The sequence below is a fragment of the Pseudoalteromonas sp. SG43-8 genome (genome assembly GCF_014164245.1).
GTDB lineage: Bacteria > Pseudomonadota > Gammaproteobacteria > Enterobacterales > Alteromonadaceae > Pseudoalteromonas > Pseudoalteromonas distincta.
Window position 1 is genome coordinate 1 of record NZ_JACJEX010000008.1, and the last position, 20,955, is coordinate 20,955.

The 20,955-nt window shown below is 42.6% G+C and carries 16 protein-coding genes and 1 tRNA gene; 3 read left to right on the forward strand and 14 right to left on the reverse strand.

From position 1 onward, the window contains the following. From H5122_RS14220 to deoC, 14 genes are all read right to left on the reverse strand, one after another. On the reverse strand, window positions 1-125 hold a 125-nt coding region (locus H5122_RS14220), incomplete at its 3' end, for a GTP-binding protein (RefSeq protein WP_033023824.1). Window positions 126-187: 62 nt separating this feature from the next. Next, window positions 188-2,302: an elongation factor G gene (fusA, locus tag H5122_RS14225; protein ID WP_002958887.1), complete on the reverse strand. Its 2,115-nt coding sequence runs from the start codon at window positions 2,300-2,302 to the stop codon at window positions 188-190. A gap of 27 nt (window positions 2,303-2,329) precedes the next feature. Then, on the reverse strand, window positions 2,330-2,800 hold the full coding sequence (rpsG, locus tag H5122_RS14230) for a 30S ribosomal protein S7 (protein ID WP_010555004.1): 471 nt from the start codon (window positions 2,798-2,800) through the stop codon (window positions 2,330-2,332). A 97-nt stretch (window positions 2,801-2,897) separates the two neighbouring features. Then, complete coding sequence (gene rpsL, locus H5122_RS14235; RefSeq protein WP_002958885.1) at window positions 2,898-3,272, reverse strand: 30S ribosomal protein S12; 375 nt, start codon at window positions 3,270-3,272, stop codon at window positions 2,898-2,900. Window positions 3,273-3,467: 195 nt separating this feature from the next. Beyond that, window positions 3,468-7,643 carry a DNA-directed RNA polymerase subunit beta' gene (rpoC, locus tag H5122_RS14240; RefSeq protein ID WP_149594507.1) on the reverse strand — a complete coding sequence of 1,392 codons (4,176 nt, stop codon included), beginning with the start codon at window positions 7,641-7,643 and terminating at the stop codon, window positions 3,468-3,470. Window positions 7,644-7,747: 104 nt separating this feature from the next. Beyond that, complete coding sequence (rpoB, locus tag H5122_RS14245; RefSeq protein WP_182671903.1) at window positions 7,748-11,773, reverse strand: DNA-directed RNA polymerase subunit beta; 4,026 nt, start codon at window positions 11,771-11,773, stop codon at window positions 7,748-7,750. A 271-nt stretch (window positions 11,774-12,044) separates the two neighbouring features. Next, on the reverse strand, window positions 12,045-12,407 hold the full coding sequence (gene rplL, locus H5122_RS14250) for a 50S ribosomal protein L7/L12 (protein ID WP_002958882.1): 363 nt from the start codon (window positions 12,405-12,407) through the stop codon (window positions 12,045-12,047). A 76-nt stretch (window positions 12,408-12,483) separates the two neighbouring features. Further along, window positions 12,484-12,978: a 50S ribosomal protein L10 gene (rplJ, locus tag H5122_RS14255; RefSeq protein ID WP_002958881.1), complete on the reverse strand. Its 495-nt coding sequence runs from the start codon at window positions 12,976-12,978 to the stop codon at window positions 12,484-12,486. A 323-nt stretch (window positions 12,979-13,301) separates the two neighbouring features. Then, window positions 13,302-14,006, reverse strand: a complete 705-nt coding sequence (rplA, locus tag H5122_RS14260; protein WP_002958880.1) for a 50S ribosomal protein L1 — start codon at window positions 14,004-14,006, stop codon at window positions 13,302-13,304. Window positions 14,007-14,009: 3 nt separating this feature from the next. Further along, on the reverse strand, window positions 14,010-14,438 hold the full coding sequence (rplK, locus tag H5122_RS14265) for a 50S ribosomal protein L11 (RefSeq protein WP_002958879.1): 429 nt from the start codon (window positions 14,436-14,438) through the stop codon (window positions 14,010-14,012). 214 nt (window positions 14,439-14,652) lie between these two features. Continuing rightward, window positions 14,653-15,216: a transcription termination/antitermination protein NusG gene (gene nusG / locus H5122_RS14270; RefSeq protein ID WP_002958878.1), complete on the reverse strand. Its 564-nt coding sequence runs from the start codon at window positions 15,214-15,216 to the stop codon at window positions 14,653-14,655. A 4-nt stretch (window positions 15,217-15,220) separates the two neighbouring features. Next, a complete protein-coding gene (gene secE / locus H5122_RS14275; RefSeq protein WP_002958877.1) occupies window positions 15,221-15,598 on the reverse strand; it encodes a preprotein translocase subunit SecE in 378 nt (125 codons plus the stop codon). Window positions 15,599-15,730: 132 nt separating this feature from the next. Further along, window positions 15,731-15,807, reverse strand: a tRNA-Trp gene (locus H5122_RS14280). A gap of 148 nt (window positions 15,808-15,955) precedes the next feature. Continuing rightward, window positions 15,956-16,699, reverse strand: a complete 744-nt coding sequence (deoC, locus tag H5122_RS14285; protein WP_182682427.1) for a deoxyribose-phosphate aldolase — start codon at window positions 16,697-16,699, stop codon at window positions 15,956-15,958. 450 nt (window positions 16,700-17,149) lie between these two features. Here deoC and cysG point away from each other — a divergent pair, with 450 nt between their 5' ends. The 3 genes from cysG to cysN are packed head-to-tail and all read left to right on the forward strand — an operon-like array spanning window position 17,150 to window position 20,950. Next, entirely contained in the window at window positions 17,150-18,577 is a 1,428-nt protein-coding gene (gene cysG / locus H5122_RS14290) for a siroheme synthase CysG (protein ID WP_182682428.1), read from the forward strand. Window positions 18,578-18,626: 49 nt separating this feature from the next. Next, complete coding sequence (gene cysD / locus H5122_RS14295) at window positions 18,627-19,526, forward strand: sulfate adenylyltransferase subunit CysD (protein ID WP_002958873.1); 900 nt, start codon at window positions 18,627-18,629, stop codon at window positions 19,524-19,526. Beyond that, window positions 19,526-20,950 carry a sulfate adenylyltransferase subunit CysN gene (cysN, locus tag H5122_RS14300; RefSeq protein WP_182674101.1) on the forward strand — a complete coding sequence of 475 codons (1,425 nt, stop codon included), beginning with the start codon at window positions 19,526-19,528 and terminating at the stop codon, window positions 20,948-20,950. The genes cysD and cysN overlap by 1 nt, the downstream gene beginning before the upstream one ends. Window positions 20,951-20,955 lie beyond the last annotated feature (5 nt).

A 20,955-nucleotide genomic window follows, 5' to 3' on the forward strand; every position in this document is an offset into this window, starting at 1 on the left:
CCGCCGTATACTTTTGCAAGTACGTTAGTGATTGCTGCAGTTAGTGTAGTTTTACCGTGGTCAACGTGGCCGATTGTACCAACGTTTACGTGCGGTTTTACGCGTTCAAACTTTTCTTTTGCCATCTTAAAAAATTCCTAATAAAGAAATTAAAGCCTGACTCACTATTGAGCCAGACAAGCTAAAATTATATAACAGCGCGAGCTGAAATTATTGTATCTGCGACATTTTTAGAGGCTTCAGCGTACTTCACAAACTCCATAGAGTATGAGGCACGGCCCTGTGTTGCAGATCGTAAAGCAGTTGCATAACCAAACATTTCAGAAAGAGGAACTTGCGCATTAATTTGCTTAAGTCCACCTAATGCATCTTCCATGCCTTCGATTATGCCGCGGCGACGGTTTAAGTCGCCAACTACATCACCCATATTTGAATCAGGAGTGAGTACTTCAACCTTCATTACTGGCTCTAAAAGTACAGGGTTAGCTTCAAGCGCCCCGTTTTTCATTGCCAGTGAACCTGCTATTTTAAATGCCATTTCATTCGAATCTACATCATGGAATGAACCATCATATAAAGTCGCTTTAACGCCAAGTAATGGGTAGCCTGCCAGTACACCTTGAGACATTTGCTCTTGGATACCTTTGTCTACCGCAGGAACGAATTCTTTAGGAACTGAACCACCTACGGTTTCGTTAACGAACTCGTAAATTGGTGACTCATCATCCGTAATATCCATCGGTTCAAGTTTAATCCAAACGTGTCCATATTGGCCACGACCACCTGACTGACGTATAAACTTCCCTTCAACCTTAACAGTTGAACGAATAGCTTCTCGGTATGAGACCTGCGGCTTACCAACGTTACATTCAACACTGAATTCACGTTTCATACGGTCGACGATGATATCTAGGTGAAGTTCACCCATGCCAGAGATTATAACCTGGCCTGATTCTTCGTCAGTTTGTACGCGAAAAGAAGGATCTTCAGCAGCTAGTTTACCTAGTGCGATACCCATCTTATCTTGGTCAGCTATAGTGCGGGGCTCAACCGCAATAGAGATTACTGGTTCTGGGAATTCCATACGCTCAAGCGTAATAATAGAATTCGGATCACACAGTGTTTCACCTGTTGTTACGTCTTTAAGACCAATAGCTGCCGCGATGTCGCCTGCGAAAACTTCTTTGATCTCTTCACGAGAGTTTGAATGCATCTGTACGATACGGCCAAGTCGCTCACGCTTACTTTTTACTGGATTATATACCGTGTCACCCTGTTTAACAGTACCAGAGTAAACACGGAAAAAGGTCAAGGTTCCAACGAACGGGTCTGTTGCAATCTTAAATGCGAGTGCAGCAAACGGCGCTTTATCATTAGCTGGACGTTCTTCCTCAGTACCATTTTCTAAGATACCTTGGATTTGTTTCACTTGCTCTGGTGACGGCATATATTCAACAACGCCATCAAGCACAGCTTGAACGCCTTTGTTTTTAAATGCGCTACCACAAGTAACTGGAACAATCTCATTTGCTAATGTTCGTTGGCGTAAAGCATTTTTAATTTCTGCTTCACTTAACTCTTCACCTTCTAAGTATTTATCCATTAGTTCTTCTGTTGCTTCAGCAGCGCTTTCAACTAAATGAGCGCGCCATTCTTCAGCTAATTCCAGAAGTTCTGCCGGTATTGCCTCATAAGAGAAAGTCATACCCTGGTCCGCTTCGTTCCAGTTAATCACTTTCATTTTTATAAGGTCAATAACACCTTTAAAGTCGTCCTCAGCGCCTACAGGCAACTGAATTGGAACAGGCGTTGCTCCAAGACGAGATTTCACCTGGCTGACCACTGCTAAGAAGTCTGCGCCCGTGCGATCCATTTTATTTACGAAGATCATTCTCGGAACTTCGTATTTGTTCGCTTGACGCCAAACTGTCTCAGTTTGTGGCTGTACACCAGATGAAGCACAAAGAACAACTACCGCACCATCAAGTACGCGTAAAGAACGCTCTACTTCGATAGTGAAATCTACGTGTCCTGGAGTATCAATAATATTGATACGATGGGCGTCAAATTGAGCGTCCATCCCTTTCCAAAAACACGTTGTTGCAGCAGAAGTGATTGTGATACCACGCTCTTGTTCCTGCTCCATCCAATCCATAGTTGCAGCGCCATCATGTACTTCACCGATCTTATGAGAAAGACCTGTGTAGAACAGAACACGTTCTGTTGTGGTGGTTTTGCCTGCATCTACGTGAGCAACAATACCTATATTACGATAGCGCTCAAGTGGAGTTGTACGTGCCATATGATCCTCTTAAAGGTTAAAGACAGATTACCAACGGTAATGAGCGAATGCTTTATTCGCTTCAGCCATACGGTGAACGTCTTCACGTTTCTTAACCGCAGTGCCTTTATTATCAGAAGCGTCAACGATTTCTTGAGCTAAACGTAAGCCCATAGATTTTTCGCCACGCTTACGTGCAGCGTCTACTAACCAACGCATACCTAATGCGTTACGACGAACTGGACGTACTTCAACTGGTACTTGATAAGTTGAACCACCAACACGGCGAGATTTAACCTCTACCTGTGGACGGATGTTATCAAGTGCAGTTTCAAAGATTTCTAGGTGCGACTTGCCTGATTTCTCAGCAGCCACGTCTAGCGCACCATAAACAATTTTTTCAGCAGTAGATTTCTTGCCGTCTAACATCACGATGTTAACGAATTTAGCAAGAAGTTCCGATCCGAACTTAGGATCTGGAAGAATTTTACGTTGACCGATTACGCGTCTTCTAGGCATTTTGTATCTCCGGTATATTCAGGTTTGCTCTTTCGAGTCAATCACCCAAAACAATAATTATAAATATTTAGTGCTTGGCCTTACTAACGGAATACAATTACCCTTTAGGGCGTTTTGCACCGTATTTAGAACGAGCTTGACGACGATCGCTAACGCCTGCACAGTCAAGTGCACCACGAACAGTGTGAAAACGCACACCTGGTAAATCTTTAACACGACCACCACGGATTAGGATTACACTATGCTCTTGAAGGTTATGACCTTCACCGCCAATGTATGAAGTTACTTCGAAACCGTTAGTTAAACGTACACGTGCTACTTTACGTAACGCCGAGTTTGGTTTCTTAGGTGTAGTTGTATATACGCGAGTACATACACCGCGCTTTTGCGGACACGCTTTTAGTGCAGCTGAGTTACTTTTCGTAACCTTGCTACGGCGTGGCTTACGCACTAGCTGGTTAATAGTTGCCATTTAAATAGCTCCTGAAATTAAAATTACTACTGAAAAAAATAAAAAAATCCGCCCTTTATTTACGAGCCTGCATTAAGCACACAAGTAAATGGGTGGCGGAATTTTAATGAGCAAAGTTTAACCTGTCAACCTAAACTAATCGTAAGACAGCATATAACTGCCTTACGATCACTTAATCTATTGATTAAGAACAGTTTATTGATTTCCAGACAAATCAGCATTTAGAGCGTCTGTAAGTGCTTGAGTCGCCTCTTCTGCACTTACTGTTTGCTCTTCTACTACAACTTTGCTTTGTTTACGGCGAGCCATACGGTCTTGATGATACGCAAAACCGGTACCGGCTGGGATCAAACGACCCACAATTACGTTTTCTTTAAGACCGCGAAGCTCATCGCTCTTACCATTCACTGCCGCATCTGTAAGAACACGTGTTGTCTCTTGGAAAGACGCTGCAGAGATGAAAGATTCTGTTGCTAGTGATGCTTTTGTGATACCCATTAACTGGATTTCAAACTTAGCTGGTATCTTACCTTGTTTTTCAAGGTCACGGTTTGCGATATTAACGCGCGCCACTTCGATTTGTTCACCGGCTAAGAAGTCAGTATCACCGCCGTGTATGATGGTACATTTACGAATCATCTGACGGATAATTGTTTCAATGTGCTTGTCATTGATCTTAACGCCTTGCAAACGGTAAACCTCTTGCACTTCGTTAACGATGTAGTTAGCAACATGAGTCACACCACGTAGGCGTAAGATGTCATGCGGCGATTCAGGACCATCGGCGATAACTTCACCTTTAGACACTTGCTCACCTTCAAACACGTTAAGTTGACGCCACTTAGGAATCATTTCTTCGTAATGATCGCCTTCTGCTGGAGTAATAACTAAACGTTTCTTACCTTTAGTCTCTTTACCGAAGCTAATAGTACCTGTGATCTCAGCTAAGATAGCTGGCTCTTTAGGTTTACGCGCTTCAAATAAGTCGGCTACGCGTGGTAGACCACCCGTGATATCACGAGTTTTCGAACCTTCTTGTGGTATACGTGCTAACACGTCACCAGGGTTTGCTGTAACGCCGTCAATAACTTCAATCGTAGTGAATGAAGGAAGACGTGTTTCTTGCAGACCGCGCTCTTCACTTTCAATGATAAGCTTAGGTTCTTTAGTATTTACTTTAGCAAGATCTTTAACAACTACACGGGTTAAACCTGTTAGTTCATCAGTCTGTGCTTCAGTATTTGAGTCATCTATGTCGCTAAACGATACTTTTGACTTATGCTCAAGAACGATTGGGTGACTATGCGGGTCCCAAGTAGCAACGATGTCGTTACCTTGAACTTCAGCATTGTCTTGCACTGTTAATACCGCACCGTAAGGTACTTTATAACGCTCTTTCTCACGACCATAGCTATCAATGATAGTGATCTCAGTAGAACGTGAGGTAATAACAATCTTACCATCTGTATTTAATACATATTTTGCGTTGTGCAGTTTTAATGTACCGTTAGTTTTAACTTGTACATTATTTTCTGCTGACGCTCTTGATGCTGCACCACCGATGTGGAATGTACGCATCGTAAGCTGTGTACCCGGCTCACCGATTGACTGCGCCGCGATAACACCGACTGATTCACCCGCGTTGATGATATGACCACGTGCAAGGTCACGACCATAACACTTAGCACATACACCAAAGTCGTTATCACATGTGATAACAGAACGTACGCGAACTTCATCCACTGAGTGCTCTTCTAAAAGGTCACACAGTTTTTCATCAAGCATGATATTACGTTCAACAAGTACAGTATTAGTACCTGGAATTACAATATCTTCAGCAACAACACGACCAAGAACACGTTCGCGAAGTGCTTCTACAACATCACCACCTTCAATAAGCGGTTTCATTGTTAAGCCATCTTCTGTGCCACAGTCATCTTCATTGATTACCAAATCTTGTGCTACGTCTACTAGACGACGCGTTAGGTAACCCGAGTTTGCTGTTTTCAGTGCTGTATCGGCAAGACCTTTACGCGCACCATGCGTTGAGATGAAGTACTGAAGTACGTTTAGACCTTCACGGAAGTTAGCTGTGATTGGCGTCTCGATGATTGAACCATCTGGACGTGCCATTAGACCACGCATACCCGCCAACTGACGAATCTGTGCAGCACTACCACGAGCACCTGAGTCGGCCATCATAAACACTGAGTTAAATGACGGTTGCTCTACTTCTTCACCTTTAGCATTAATAACTGTATCTTTTGACAAGTTAGACATCATTTCACGTGATAAGTTTTCGTTTACACGTGACCAGATATCGATAACTTTATTGTACTTTTCACCAGCCGTTACAAGACCTGATTGGAATTGTTGGTTGATTTCAGTAACTTCAGCTTCAGCTGATTCAATTATTTGTGCTTTAACCGGTGGGATAACTAAGTCATCAATACCGATAGAAACACCTGACTTCATTGCATAATGGAAACCGGTGTACATAACTTGGTCAGCAAACACAACAGTGTCTTTAAGACCTAGACGACGGTAACACTCATTCAATAAGCTAGAAATCTGCTTTTTACCTAGTGGCTGGTTGATTGACGCAAACGGCATACCAGTTGGTAAAATTAGAGATAGAATTGCACGACCTACAGTTGTATCGATTACAGTAATAGTATCTTCTACTACACCATCTTCGTTTTTAACTGATTGGCTAATACGTACTTTCACGATTGCGTGAAGGTCAGCATTGCCACTACGGTATGCTTTTTCTACTTCTTTTGGATCTTTAAATATCGCGCCTTCGCCTTTAGCGTTAATGCGGTCACGAGTCATGTAGTAAAGACCCAATACAACATCCTGTGAAGGAACGATGATTGGCTCACCATTCGCTGGAGATAGAATGTTGTTTGTTGACATCATTAAGGCACGAGCTTCAAGCTGTGCTTCGATTGTTAACGGTACGTGTACCGCCATTTGGTCACCATCGAAATCGGCGTTGTAAGCCGCACATACTAATGGATGCAAATGAATCGCTTTACCTTCGATAAGCACAGGCTCAAACGCTTGGATACCCAAACGGTGAAGTGTTGGTGCACGGTTAAGTAATACTGGATGTTCACGAATTACTTCGTCAAGTACATCCCATACTTCCGGAACTTCACGTTCAACCATCTTCTTAGCTGCTTTGATTGTCGTAGCCATGCCGCGACGCTCTAATTTGCCATAGATGAATGGTTTAAATAGCTCTAGTGCCATCTTCTTAGGAAGACCACATTGGTGAAGCTTAAGTGTAGGACCTACTGTGATAACAGAACGGCCTGAATAATCTACACGCTTACCAAGTAGATTCTGACGGAAACGACCTTGCTTACCCTTGATCATATCAGCAAGAGATTTAAGAGGACGCTTGTTAGAACCTGTAATTGCACGACCACGACGACCGTTATCAAGTAGCGCATCTACCGCTTCTTGTAACATACGTTTTTCGTTGCGTACAATAATGTCTGGTGCTGCTAAATCTAGTAGACGCTTAAGACGGTTGTTACGGTTAATAACACGACGGTAAAGGTCATTTAGATCAGATGTCGCAAAACGACCACCGTCTAATGGTACTAATGGGCGTAGATCTGGTGGCAATACTGGAAGTACTGTCATGATCATCCACTCAGGGTTATTACCTGATTGGTGGAACGATTCCATTAACTTAAGACGTTTAGTGATCTTTTTACGCTTAGTTTCAGAGTTAATTGTTGGTAACTCTTCACGCATTTCAGCAATTAATTGAGCAAGATCGAGTTCACGAAGCAAGTCTAAAACTGCTTCAGCACCCATCTTCGCTTCAAACTCATCGCCATGCTCTTCTAGTGAATCTAAGTATTCTTCTTCACCTAATAGTTGACCGCGCTCAAGCGTTGTCATACCAGGCTCAGTTACTACGAATGATTCGAAGTAAAGAACACGTTCAATATCACGAAGCGTCATATCTAGCATTAAGCCGATACGTGACGGTAATGATTTTAAAAACCATATATGTGCAACTGGGCTCGCAAGGTCGATATGACCCATACGATCGCGTCGCACTTTAGTGAGTGTTACTTCAACGCCACACTTTTCACAGATCACACCACGGTGTTTAAGGCGTTTATATTTACCACACAAACACTCATAATCTTTCACTGGGCCGAAAATACGGGCACAGAATAAGCCGTCGCGCTCAGGCTTGAAAGTACGGTAGTTAATAGTCTCAGGTTTCTTTACTTCACCGTATGACCATGAACGAACCATGTCTGGTGAAGCAAGACCAATGCGAATTGCATCGAATTCTTCGGTCTTATTTTGTTGCTTCAGAAACTTAAGTAAGTCTTTCACCTTAGCTCTCCTGTCGGAGTTAATCTTGAGGACGGATGGTCTCGTCCCTACATTCTATTCAGCCGTAACAGATGCTGCAGCGTTAACTGCAGCATCTAATTGGCTTAATTTTCTTCCAACTCGATGTTGATACCCAGTGAGCGGATTTCTTTCAACAATACGTTGAACGATTCTGGCATACCTGGCTCCATTTTATGGTTACCATCAACGATGTTTTTATACATCTTAGTACGACCGTTCACGTCATCCGATTTCACTGTTAGCATTTCTTGTAGAGTGTAAGCAGCACCGTAAGCTTCAAGTGCCCATACTTCCATCTCACCAAAACGCTGGCCACCGAACTGTGCTTTACCACCCAGCGGCTGCTGAGTAACAAGGCTGTAAGAACCAGTAGAACGTGCGTGCATCTTATCGTCAACCAAGTGGTTAAGTTTAAGCATGTACATGTAACCAACAGTTACTTGACGTTCAAACTGATCGCCAGTACGGCCATCATAAAGTGTAACCTGACCACTTCGAGGATATCCACCAAGCTCAAGCATGTCTTTGATTTCGTTTTCTTTCGCGCCATCAAATGCAGGAGTAGCTATTGGTAAACCACCTTTTAAGTTTTCAGCTAGACGACGAATTTCGTCATCAGTGAAGCTAGCAATGTCTACAACTTGGCGAGATTCACCAATTTCGTAAGCTTGCTTGATGAATTCACGCAGCTCATGAAGCTCACGTTGTTCTTTCATCATCTCTTCAATACGTTCACCGATACCACGTGCAGCAAGACCCATATGTGTTTCAAGGATCTGACCGATGTTCATACGCGATGGTACACCTAGTGGATTCAATACGATATCTACCGTACGACCTTTGTCATCGTAAGGCATATCTTCTACTGGTACGATAGTCGAGATAACACCTTTGTTACCGTGACGACCCGCCATTTTATCACCCGGTTGGATACGACGTTTAACAGCTAGGTATACTTTAACAATCTTAAGTACGCCTGGTGCTAAATCATCACCTTGGGTAATTTTACGACGTTTGTTTTCAAACTTTTTATCGTATTCAGCTTTAAGCTCATCGTACTGTGCAGCTAGTTGCTCAAGCTCAGCTTGCTTGTCTTCTTCAGCAAGGCTTTGCGTAAGTACTTTTTCAGCATTAAGAGATGCAAGTTTATCTTCATCAAAACCAGCAGCTACAAGTAGCTTGCGTGCACGGTCTAAAACGCCTGCTTCTAAAATACGGAACTCTTCGTTGAAGTCTTTCTTCGCTTCGCGAAGCTGCATGTCTTCAACTTCTAACGCACGTTTATCTTTTTCAACACCATCACGGGTGAAAACTTGCACGTCAATTACAGTACCAGTTACAGAGTTTGGTACGCGTAAAGAGCTGTCTTTAACGTCAGACGCTTTTTCGCCGAAGATAGCACGTAGTAGCTTCTCTTCAGGTGTAAGCTGTGTCTCGCCTTTAGGAGTCACTTTACCTACTAGGATATCGCCGCCTTTAACTTCAGCACCAATATATACAACGCCTGATTCATCAAGCTTGCCTAGCGCAGACTCACCCACATTCGGGATATCTGCAGTGATCTCTTCAGGACCTAATTTAGTATCACGGGCAACACACTGTAGTTCTTGAATATGGATAGTCGTTAGACGATCTTCTTCAACTACGCGCTCTGATAACAAGATTGAATCTTCGAAGTTGTAACCGTTCCATGGCATGAATGCCACGCGAAGGTTTTGACCAAGGGCTAAGTCACCTAAGTCAGTCGAAGGACCATCTGCTAACACGTCACCACGAGTAACCGGTTCGCCAACCATACAAGTTGGTTTTTGGTTAATACATGTATTTTGGTTAGAACGTGTGTATTTGGTTAAGTTGTAGATGTCGATGCCCGCTTCACCAGGGATGCGTTCTTCTTCATGTACATTTACAACGATGCGACTTGCGTCAGCATACATTACTTCACCACCACGTTTAGCAACGATAGTTACACCAGAGTCTTTCGCTAGTGTTAACTCAATACCAGTACCTACTAACGGTTTATCCGCTTTCAATGTTGGTACTGCTTGACGTTGCATGTTTGAACCCATCAATGCACGGTTAGCATCATCGTGTTCTAGGAACGGGATAAGTGCTGCCGCTACAGAGATCACCTGTTGTGGTGATACATCCATATACTGCTGGTCCATGCGACCCATAAAGGTAGATTCACCTTTGTGACGACATGGAATAAGTTCATCAACAAACTCATTGGTTTCAGTTAAGTTTGAGTTCGCCTGTGCGATAACAAACTGACCTTCTTCGATGGCTGATAAGTAATCAACTTCATCAGTTACAACACCATCTACCACTTTGCGGTAAGGTGTTTCTAAGAAACCGTAGTCATTTGTACGTGCGTACGTAGACAACGAGTTAATTAGACCGATGTTTGGACCCTCAGGAGTCTCGATTGGACATACGCGACCATAGTGAGTTACGTGAACGTCACGTACTTCAAAGCCTGCGCGTTCACGAGTTAGACCGCCCGGACCTAATGCAGAGATACGACGTTTATGCGTAACTTCTGATAGTGGGTTATTTTGGTCCATAAACTGTGATAACTGAGACGAGCCGAAGAACTCTTTAACCGCTGCCGAAATAGGCTTAGCGTTAATAAGATCTTGTGGCATTATCGCGTCAAGGTCACCTAAGCTTAAACGCTCACGTACAGCACGTTCAACACGTACTAGACCAACACGGAATTGGTTCTCAGCCATTTCGCCAACACTACGTATACGACGGTTGCCTAAGTGATCGATATCATCAACATCGCCTTGACCGTTACGAATAGCAATTAATACTTTCATAACAGACACGATGTCTTCTTTGCTTAATGTGCCTGGGCCTGTGTCTGTATCGTAACCAACACGGCTATTGAACTTCATACGACCTACAGTAGATAAGTCATAACGCTCTTCAGAGAAGAACAAGTTCTGGAATAAGGCTTCAGCCGCGTCTTTCGTCGGTGGCTCGCCTGGGCGCATCATGCGGTAAATTTCTACTAGTGCTTCTAAACGGCTGCTTGAAGAGTCAATGTTCAATGTATTTGACATGTAAGCACCGCTGTCCACTTCATTGATATATAACGTATCAATTTTAGTGTGACCGGCTTTAACCAATTCAGCCATTAGCTCTAGAGTTAGCTCGTCATTTGCATTTGCAATAACTTCACCAGTTGACTCATCAACATAGTTTTTAGCTACAATACGGCCAATGATGTACTCATGTGGTACTTCTAATTGCTTAATGCCTTTCTTCTCGATGCTCTTGATGTGGCGAGCCGTAACACGACGACCGCTTTCAACAAATACTTCACCGTCTTCGCTCTTGATATCAAAAGCGGCAGTTTCACCACGTAAACGCGAAGGTACAAGTTCCATAAGAACTTTACCATTCGTTACTTCAAACGTAGTGTTATCGAAGAACATATCTAGGATTTCTTCGCTAGAATACTCTAGTGCACGTAGGATGATAGACGCCGGTAATTTACGACGGCGGTCAATACGTACATATAAGTTATCTTTTGCATCAAATTCGAAGTCTAACCATGAACCACGGTAAGGTATAACGCGTGCGTTATATAATACTTTACCCGATGAATGGGTTTTACCGCGGTCGTTATCAAAGAATACACCAGGGCTACGGTGTAGCTGAGAAACGATAACACGCTCTGTACCATTGATTACAAAAGTACCGGTATCTGTCATGAGCGGAATTTCGCCCATGTAAACTTCTTGCTCTTTAATGTCTTTAACTGTGCCTGGTGCTTCTTTGTCCATAACAACAAGACGCAGTTTCACGCGAAGTGGAGCAGAATAAGTCACACCGCGAATTTGACATTCTTTTACATCGAAAACTGGCTCACCAATACGGTAACTTACGTATTGAAGCTCAGAATTTCCCGAGTAGCTTTTAATAGGGAACACAGAACGGAAGGCAGCTTCCAAACCATGATCGCCATCAGCGTCCGGCACTAAGAATTTTTTAAACGATTCTAACTGTGTAGACAGTAAAAAAGGTATATCCAAAACTTGTGGACGTTTACCAAAATCCTTACGGATACGTTTCTTTTCAGAATAAGAGTAAGCCATGGGGTTCCTCAGCTTGCTGATCTTTGACCCGACCTGTTCTTGTAAGAACAGACTTAACTGGCAGCTATGCCAAGATTTTACAACATTTAACTGTTGTTCTAATTAGATCCCACTTTAACACTAGCAAACTATAAAGCGTTGAAAGTAAAGAAAAAATCAGATTTTATTTGAACTAAAAGAGTGCATCACTCTATAGCGCAAAAAGGCCGGTGATTAAATAATCACCAGCCCTTGCCTGATTTCTCAGGCAGCGAACTTAGCAAAAGCTAAATTACTTAACCTCAACTTCAGCACCAGCTTCAGTAAGATCTTTTGCAAGTGCTTCAGCTTCTTCTTTAGATACACCTTCTTTAACAGGTGTAGGAGCAGCTTCAACAAGAGCTTTCGCTTCTTTAAGGCCAAGGCCAGTTGCGCTACGAACAGCTTTGATTGCAGAAACCTTGTTAGCGCCAGCGCCAGTAAGGATTACGTCAAATTCTGTTTTCTCTTCAGCAGCTTCAGCAGCTGGACCAGCTACCATTGCAGCTGCAGCAGTTACGCCGAATTTTTCTTCCATTGCTTCGATAAGAGCAACAACGTCCATTACTGACATTTCAGCAATTGCGTCAAGGATTTGGTCTTTAGATACAGACATTACAAATTTCCTAATAATTAACGGACATTAAGTCCAAATAAATTTTACACCGAAAGTGAGATTAAACAGCTTAAAATTAAGCAGCTTGCTCTTCTTTCTGTACACGTACTGCTTCAATTGTTTTACACAATTTGCCAGCAGACGCTTCTTTCATAGCACTCATTAAGCGTGCAACAGCTTCATCGTATGTAGGTAATGTAGCAAGCATTGCTGCATCAACAACATTTCCTTCAAAAGCGGCCGTTTTAAGCTCGAATTTCTCATTCTTTTTCGCGAAATCTGAAAAGATACGCGCAGCAGCACCTGGGTGCTCTGATGAGAAAGCGATTAAGCTTGGACCAACAAATGAATCAGAAAGACACTCAAAATCTGTTCCTTCAAGAGCACGTTTTGCTAAAGTGTTACGGACAACTTTCATCCAAACACCATTTGCACGAGCTTCTTTACGAAGGGCAGTGATTGCGCCAACTGTTACACCACGAGAATCTGCAACAACTGCAGATAGAGCACCATTGGCTGCTTCGTTGACTTCAGCAACTATTGCTTTTTTGCCTTGAAGATTTAAAGCCATGGGTGTTACTCCTGGTTTAATGGGGGTACCGATTATCGGATTCCCCTGTTCTACTCTTCCCTACCAAACAAGGTAGAGATGCTTTTTACGGCGAGAGCCAGAAGGATTAGGAAAAATCTATCTGGGGTCTACACCGTCTACGTAGGTGAATATTAAGGCCGAAGCCACCTACGGTCTTGGACGGAAGCCCAATTTATCGTTAACCCCAAAGGCTTAACGAAATTATGGACTTCAACCCGAATTCTTTACTTTGCAAATTAATAAATTAATCAACAAAATGGCGCGAAATTATAGTACAAATTTCACGCCATGTAAACACTCAATTAAGCAACAATAGTGCTTAAAGTGTTTTGGTCAACAGAAACACCTGCGCCCATTGTTGTAGAGATAGTTACTTTCTTCAAGTAAACACCTTTAGCTTGAGAAGGTTTAGCCTTCTTAAGCGCAACAATTAGAGCTTCAAGGTTTTGTTGTAACTGCTCTGCAGTGAAATCAACCTTACCAATAGTAGTATGGATGATGCCATTTTTGTCATTACGGTAACGTACTTGACCTGCTTTAGCATTTTTAACTGCTTCTGCAACGTTAGGCGTTACAGTACCAGTTTTAGGGTTTGGCATTAGACCACGTGGGCCTAAGATTTGACCTAGTTGACCAACAACACGCATAGCGTCTGGTGATGCAACAACAACGTCAAAGTTCATCTCGCCTTTTTTAACTAGTTCAGCAAGATCTTCCATACCTACTAATTCAGCACCGGCTTCTTTTGCAGCTTCTGCATTAGCGCCTTGTGTGAATACAGCAACACGAACGTCACGACCAGTACCGTTAGGTAGTACAGTAGCACCACGAACGTTTTGATCAGATTTACGAGCATCGATACCAAGGTTAACGGCAACGTCAACACTTTCTACGAATTTAGCTGTCGCTAACTCTTTTAAAAGAGCAACTGCTTCATTGATTTCGTAATCTTTAGTTACTTCCACTTTTTCGCGGATAGTACGCATACGTTTAGTTAATTTAGCCATTTCTTAGTCCTCTACGTTCAAGCCCATCGCACGCGCAGAACCTGCGATAGTGCGAACCGCTGCGTCCATATCGGCAGCTGTAAGGTCAGTTCGTTTTGTCTCAACAATTTCTTCAAGTTGAGCACGAGTTACTGTGCCTACTTTATCAGTGTTAGGACGGCCTGAGCCTGACTTGATACCAGCAGCTTTCTTAAGTAAGTAAGCAGCAGGTGGCGTTTTCATGTCGAACGTAAATGAACGGTCACCGTAAACAGAGATCACTACAGGAACTGGAGCGCCTTTTTCGATAGACTCTGTACGTGCGTTAAACGCTTTACAGAATTCCATGATGTTTACACCGTGTTGACCTAGTGCAGGACCTACTGGAGGACTAGGATTAGCCATACCAGCGGCAACTTGTAGCTTGATTAGAGCTTCAACTTTTTTAGCCATTATAAATACCTCATTTGGTGGGTCTCAGCCTTGTGCGCGCGAGGACGCGTACTCTAACGGCTTCCCAGTTTAAAAATTGGTTTCGTACTTTTTGTACAGTAAAAAATAAATTTTACCTTAATACAAAAAGGCCGCTGATTATAAGTTAATCAGCGGCCTTTTTCAAGCTTCATGCCAAAATTTAAATAAAAATTAGCGAAGCTTTTTTAATCAATTACTTATCTTGCTCAACTTGACCGAATTCAAGCTCAACTGGCGTAGAACGACCAAAAATAAGTACAGATACTTTTACGCGGCTCTTTTCGTAGTCAACTTCTTCAACTACACCACTGAAATCTGCAAATGGACCATCTGTAACGCGTACAACTTCACCTGGTTCAAATAATGTAGCAGGTTTAGGTGCTTCAGCATTTTCTTGTAGGCGATTAAGAATGCGCTCAGCTTCTTTAGGGCTGATAGGAGCAGGACGATCAGACGTACCACCAATAAAGCCCATAACGCGTTCTGTGCTGTTCACTAAGTGCCAGCTTGCGTCATTCATATCCATTTGTACTAATACATAACCTGGGAAGAATTTACGCTCAGATTTACGCTTTTGGCCAGCGCGCATCTCAACAACTTCTTCAGTTGGTACTAGTATCTCACCAAAGCTCGATTCTAGACCTTCGATTTTAATATGTTCAATTAACGTTTGAGCTACACGCTTTTCGTAACCAGAAAAGGCCTGTACTACATACCAACGTAACTTAATTTCTTTGTTCTCGTTCTCATCCGACATGGGATCAGATCTCCAATCCAGTTAAAAAGCCTACAGCGCGGAATAAAATGCCATCTAATCCCCAAAGGATAAGTGCCATAATCACTGTTGCAACCATTACAATTAATGTCGTGTGGGTAGTTTCTTGGCGCGTTGGCCAAATAACTTTGCGTACTTCAATTCGAGCTTCTTTAGCGAAAGCAAGAAAGTTACGTCCCTTAAATGTTTGCGAGGCAATTGCTAATCCGGCCGCTATTGCAACAACAACGCCAATAGCACGTAGTAATACAGATTGATCTGCATACATGTGATTACCAACAACTGCGCCTGCAAGTAGCGCGATTGCTACTAACCACTTTACTGACTCCATCGCACTTGATGGTGTTTCTACATTCGTGCTCATAATATTATTACCTTAACTACAGACACAACAACCCTACACTACGGCAGGGTTAATCCATTAAAATCTAAACTTAAAAACAGACTTAACTTAAACCGGTTTTTAATCTCAGACTACTCAAACAACAAGTAAAACTGGCAGGGGCGGAGAGATTCGAACTCCCAACCATCGGTTTTGGAGACCGCTGTTCTACCAATTGGAACTACGCCCCTGCAAAGTGGATGCCTATTATACTTACGCAGTTCATTAACACAAGCCTAAAAGATACCCACATTGGAAAATCTAATTAATTAATTACATTATTGTTTAAACTGCTAATAATTTAATCGGTTAGATAAACCTACAATCCAAAGATATTGATTATTTCCCTATGGTTTTATAAACGTCACTTAACAAGCTTGAAGCACCAAACCTAAATGTATTTGCTTGCAAATAATCATCACCCATCATTGCGCGTGCTAGTGCTAAATAATCACTAGCATCGGCAACAGTTTTAACACCGCCGGCCGCTTTAAAGCCCACACGTTTGTTTGAGTTTTTAATGGCTGTTAGCATAATTTTTGTTGATTCAAGGGTCGCATTAATGGCCACTTTACCCGTACTGGTTTTTACAAAATCAGCACCGCCTTCAATTGCAAGCTCCGTGGCTTGAGTAATAAGCGCGTCGGTTTTTAGCTCGCCGCTTTCTATTATTACTTTAAGTTGCGCGCGCGACCCACACGCTTTTTTACTTTCGCTTACATAGCTAAGTACAGTTTGAGCATCGCCCGCTATTAGTTTTTTATAAGGAATAACCAAATCAATTTCGTCTGCGCCGCGCTCTATAGCAATAAGTGTTTCGTTAATTACATCACTCAGTGGTGCATCACCCGTTGGAAAGTTAGTGACTGTTGCGACTTTAACATGGTTAAGCTCACGCGCTGCGAGTGCTATTTTTGCATCATCAACAAAATCGCTATAAATACATACTGCGGCAGGCGTACCTAAGGTAGGATTTATGCTATCAACAAGTGCTTGAATGCTTTTAGTGGTATCGCTGGTATTTAAGCTTGTTAAATCCATCAGTGCGACTGCTAATGCGGCATCTTTTTGGTGTTGTGTCATTAGAGCTCCGTTGCTTATGTAATACCAATTTTATTAAAAACATGATCATTTTAGCGTATTAAATAACGCACTAACTACGTTAAAAACTATTTATATAGAGCAACTATGTATCATAATTTTAGCCTTGTTATTGAGCTATTTTCTCGTCGCTATAATAGATCACTAATTTAATGCAATTGGTATAAGTACAAAATTTGATATGCATCCATATTAACAAATTAAACCAAACTCGCTATAGCTCATAACCAAACACTATAAGCTAGTTATTTTACTTGTAACTCGCCGCAATCCCTTGTTAACTAGCTCTTAGGCCTAAAAAGCCCACCTATTATAACTTTTGGTTATATCAACTTGGTTTTAATTATTTTTTACTTATTGATAGCCGCTATATTCTGCTTATCAGAATAAAGCGTTTTCTTATATTTGAATTTGTTTAGGGGTCTTATTAACGTGCAGTATTTACCTATCTTTACCAAACTCGACAACAAACCAGTATTGGTTGTTGGCGGTGGAGAGGTCGCATTACGCAAATGTCGCGCGTTTTTAAAAGCGAGAGCAAGCGTTACTTTAGTAGCACCTTGGTTTTGCGACGAACTAAAAGAGCATGCACATAATAATGAAGTAACGCTTATTGATGCTTATTTTGATGAATCGCACCTTGATGGCAAAATGCTTGTTATTGCAGCAACCGACCGCGATGAAGTAAACAACAACGTATTTGAACTTGCCAATGCCCGCAATGTGTTTGTAAACGTGGTTGATGACCAACCTAAATGTACGTTTATATTCCCATCCATTGTTGACCGTGACCCAATTACGATTGCTATATCAAGTGCTGGCACAGCGCCCGTACTTGCACGTCGCTTACGCGAAAAGCTCGAAACTCTTATTCCACATCATATTGGCCCACTTGCAACACTTGTCGGTGGCTTTAGAGACAAAGTAAAAAAACGCTTTAAGCATTTTTCAGACCGCCGCCAATTTTGGGAAGGCGTGTTCGACTCATCTGTCGTGAGTAAAGTGCAAACCGGCGATACCCAAGCCGCACAGGAGCAACTAGAGCAAATGCTAGATGCGAAAGCAGAACCTGAAGGCGAAGTATATGTAGTAGGTGCAGGCCCAGGCGATCCAGAGCTTTTAACACTTAAAGCACTGCAACTTATGCAACAAGCCGACGTCGTCGTTTACGACTTTTTAGTCTCTGACGAGATTATGGAACTAGTGCGCCGTGATGCTGACCTTATTTGTGTAGGTAAACGCTTAGGCGATCATAGTGTTGTTCAAGAAGATACCAACCAAATGCTGGTCGACCTTGCTAAACAAGGCAAAAAAGTATGCCGCATTAAAGGTGGTGACCCGTTTATTTATGGTCGTGGTGGCGAAGAAGTACAAGTACTGGCTGCTAACAACGTAAATTATCAAATTGTACCGGGTATTACAGCCGCTGCAGGTTGTAGTGCTTATGCGGGTATTCCGCTCACGCATCGTGACCATGCACAAGCCATTCAATTTGTAACTGGCCACTGTAAAAAAGACGGTCAAGAACTTGATTGGCAATCGCTGGCAAAAGCAGATCAAACGCTGGCTATTTACATGGGCGTAATTAAATCGCCGCACATACAAGGCGAGCTTTTAAAACATGGCCGCAAAGCCGACACTCCTGTTGCCATTATCGAAAACGGTACACGTAAAAATCAGCGTGTAGTAACAGGCCAATTAGGCGAACTTGCCGACTTAATTGAACGCAACAGCATTATATCGCCTGCGCTACTCATTATTGGTGAAGTAGCCGCCCTGCACTCGCAACTAGCGTGGTTTGGGAAAAACGAGCAAACAAGCAGCTTTGCACAGCCGCTAACAGATGTATCAAATACATAACCGAATTTTAAATTTGTAACTTTTAATCATTTTAGTAGGACGACTAACAATGGCTTTAACTCACCTTCAGCAACTTGAAGCTGAAAGTATCAAAATCATGCGCGAAGTCGCCGCTGAGTTTGAGAACCCAGTAATGCTTTACTCTATTGGTAAAGATTCGTCGGTACTTTTGCACTTAGCGCGTAAAGCATTTTACCCTGCAAAAATTCCGTTTCCGTTATTACACGTAGACACCAACTGGAAGTTTCGTGAAATGATCGAGTTTCGCGACCGTATAGCTAAAGAATACGGCTTTGACCTACTGGTACACAAAAATCCAGAAGGCATTGAAATGGGTGTAGGCCCGTTTACGCATGGCTCGGGTAAACATACCGACATAATGAAAACCCAAGGCTTAAAACAAGCGCTAGATAAATACGGCTTTGATGCTGCATTTGGTGGCGCACGCCGCGACGAAGAAAAGTCACGCGCAAAAGAGCGTGTTTACTCGTTCCGCGACAAACACCACCGTTGGGACCCTAAAAACCAACGCCCAGAGCTTTGGAATACCTACAACAGCCAAGTTAATCCGGGTGAGAGCATTCGTGTTTTCCCATTATCTAACTGGACTGAGCTTGATATTTGGCAATACATTTATCAAGAAAACATCGAAATGGTGCCATTGTACCTAGCTAAAGATCGCCCAGTAGTTGAGCGCGACGGTACTTTGATTATGGTTGACGATGAGCGTATGCCTCTTAATGAAGGTGAAGTACCGCAAATGAAATCTGTACGTTTTCGTACATTAGGCTGCTACCCACTTACCGGTGCAGTTGAATCAACAGCCAGTACTCTAACCGAAATCATCGAAGAAATGCTGCTATCTACGTCATCTGAACGTGAAGGTCGTGTTATTGACCATGATTCAGCCGGCTCAATGGAGAAGAAAAAACGTGAGGGGTATTTTTAATGTCTAGCCAAAATAACGATACATTTAACGAAGTAAAAGAAATAGGCATAGACGCCTACCTAGCACGCCAACAAGACAAAAGCTTATTACGCATGCTTACTTGTGGCAGCGTAGATGACGGTAAATCAACATTGATTGGCCGCCTACTGCACGACAGCCACCAAATTTATGAAGATCAGCTAGCTGCCCTTCATAAAGATAACGAAAAAGTAGGTAACGCAGGTGAAGATCTTGACCTTGCATTATTAGTTGATGGCCTACAAGCTGAGCGTGAGCAAGGCATTACCATTGACGTAGCGTACCGTTACTTTTCAACGGCTAAGCGTAAATTTATTATTGCCGACACGCCTGGGCACGAGCAATACACCCGCAACATGGTAACGGGTGCATCAACAAGCGATGTCGCCATTATTTTGGTTGATGCGCGTTACGGCGTACAAGTACAAACTAAGCGCCATAGCTTTATTTGTGACTCGCTGGGCATTAAACAGTTTGTTGTTGCCGTTAATAAAATGGATATCGTTGATTTTGACGAAACCGTGTATGAAAAAATTAAGGCTGATTACCTTAAATTTGCTGAGCAACTTAACGTATCAAACATTAAGTTTGTGCCTATGTCGGCGCTTAAAGGCGACAACGTAGTAACACGCTCTGCACATACACCGTATTACACCGACAAGCCGCTACTTGAATTACTAGAAGATTCGCCAGCAGCCGAAACAGATACAGGCTTTGAAGCGCGCCTACCGGTGCAATATGTCGTGCGTCCTAACTTAAACTTCCGTGGTTTTCAGGGCACACTTACATCGGGCAAGATGCACGTAGGCGATGCTATAAAAGTATTACCGTCGGGTAAAACATCAAGCATTAAAGAAATTGTTACCTTTGATGGCAACCTAGACAGCGCCGAAGCAGGCCAAGCAATTACCGTTACCCTAAATAACGAAATTGATATTAGCCGAGGGGATGTAATCGTACCTGCAAATTCTACGGCCGCTGTTACTAACCAGCTGCAAGCTAAAATTGTGTGGATGCATGAATCGCCATTAGTATTAGGTAAAAGCTATAACCTAAAACTAGGCAGCAAAAACACCTCAGCTATTGTTAAAAAGATTGACTACACAATTGATGTAAACACGCTTGAGCACGGCACTAGCGACACACTGCAGTTAAACGAAATTGCGATTGTAACGCTTGAACTAACCGAAACTATTTTGGCAGACGAGTACCACAGCAATCACGAAACAGGCTCGTTTATCCTAATCGATCGCTTATCAAACCTAACTGTTGCTGCCGGTATGATTGAGCAAGTACTGCAAAGCCAAACAAAGCAAAGTAACTTTAGCGAATTTGAAGTTGAATTTAACAGCTTAGTACGCAAGCACTTCCCGCATTGGCAAGCGCTTGATATTTCTAAGTTATAAGTTAA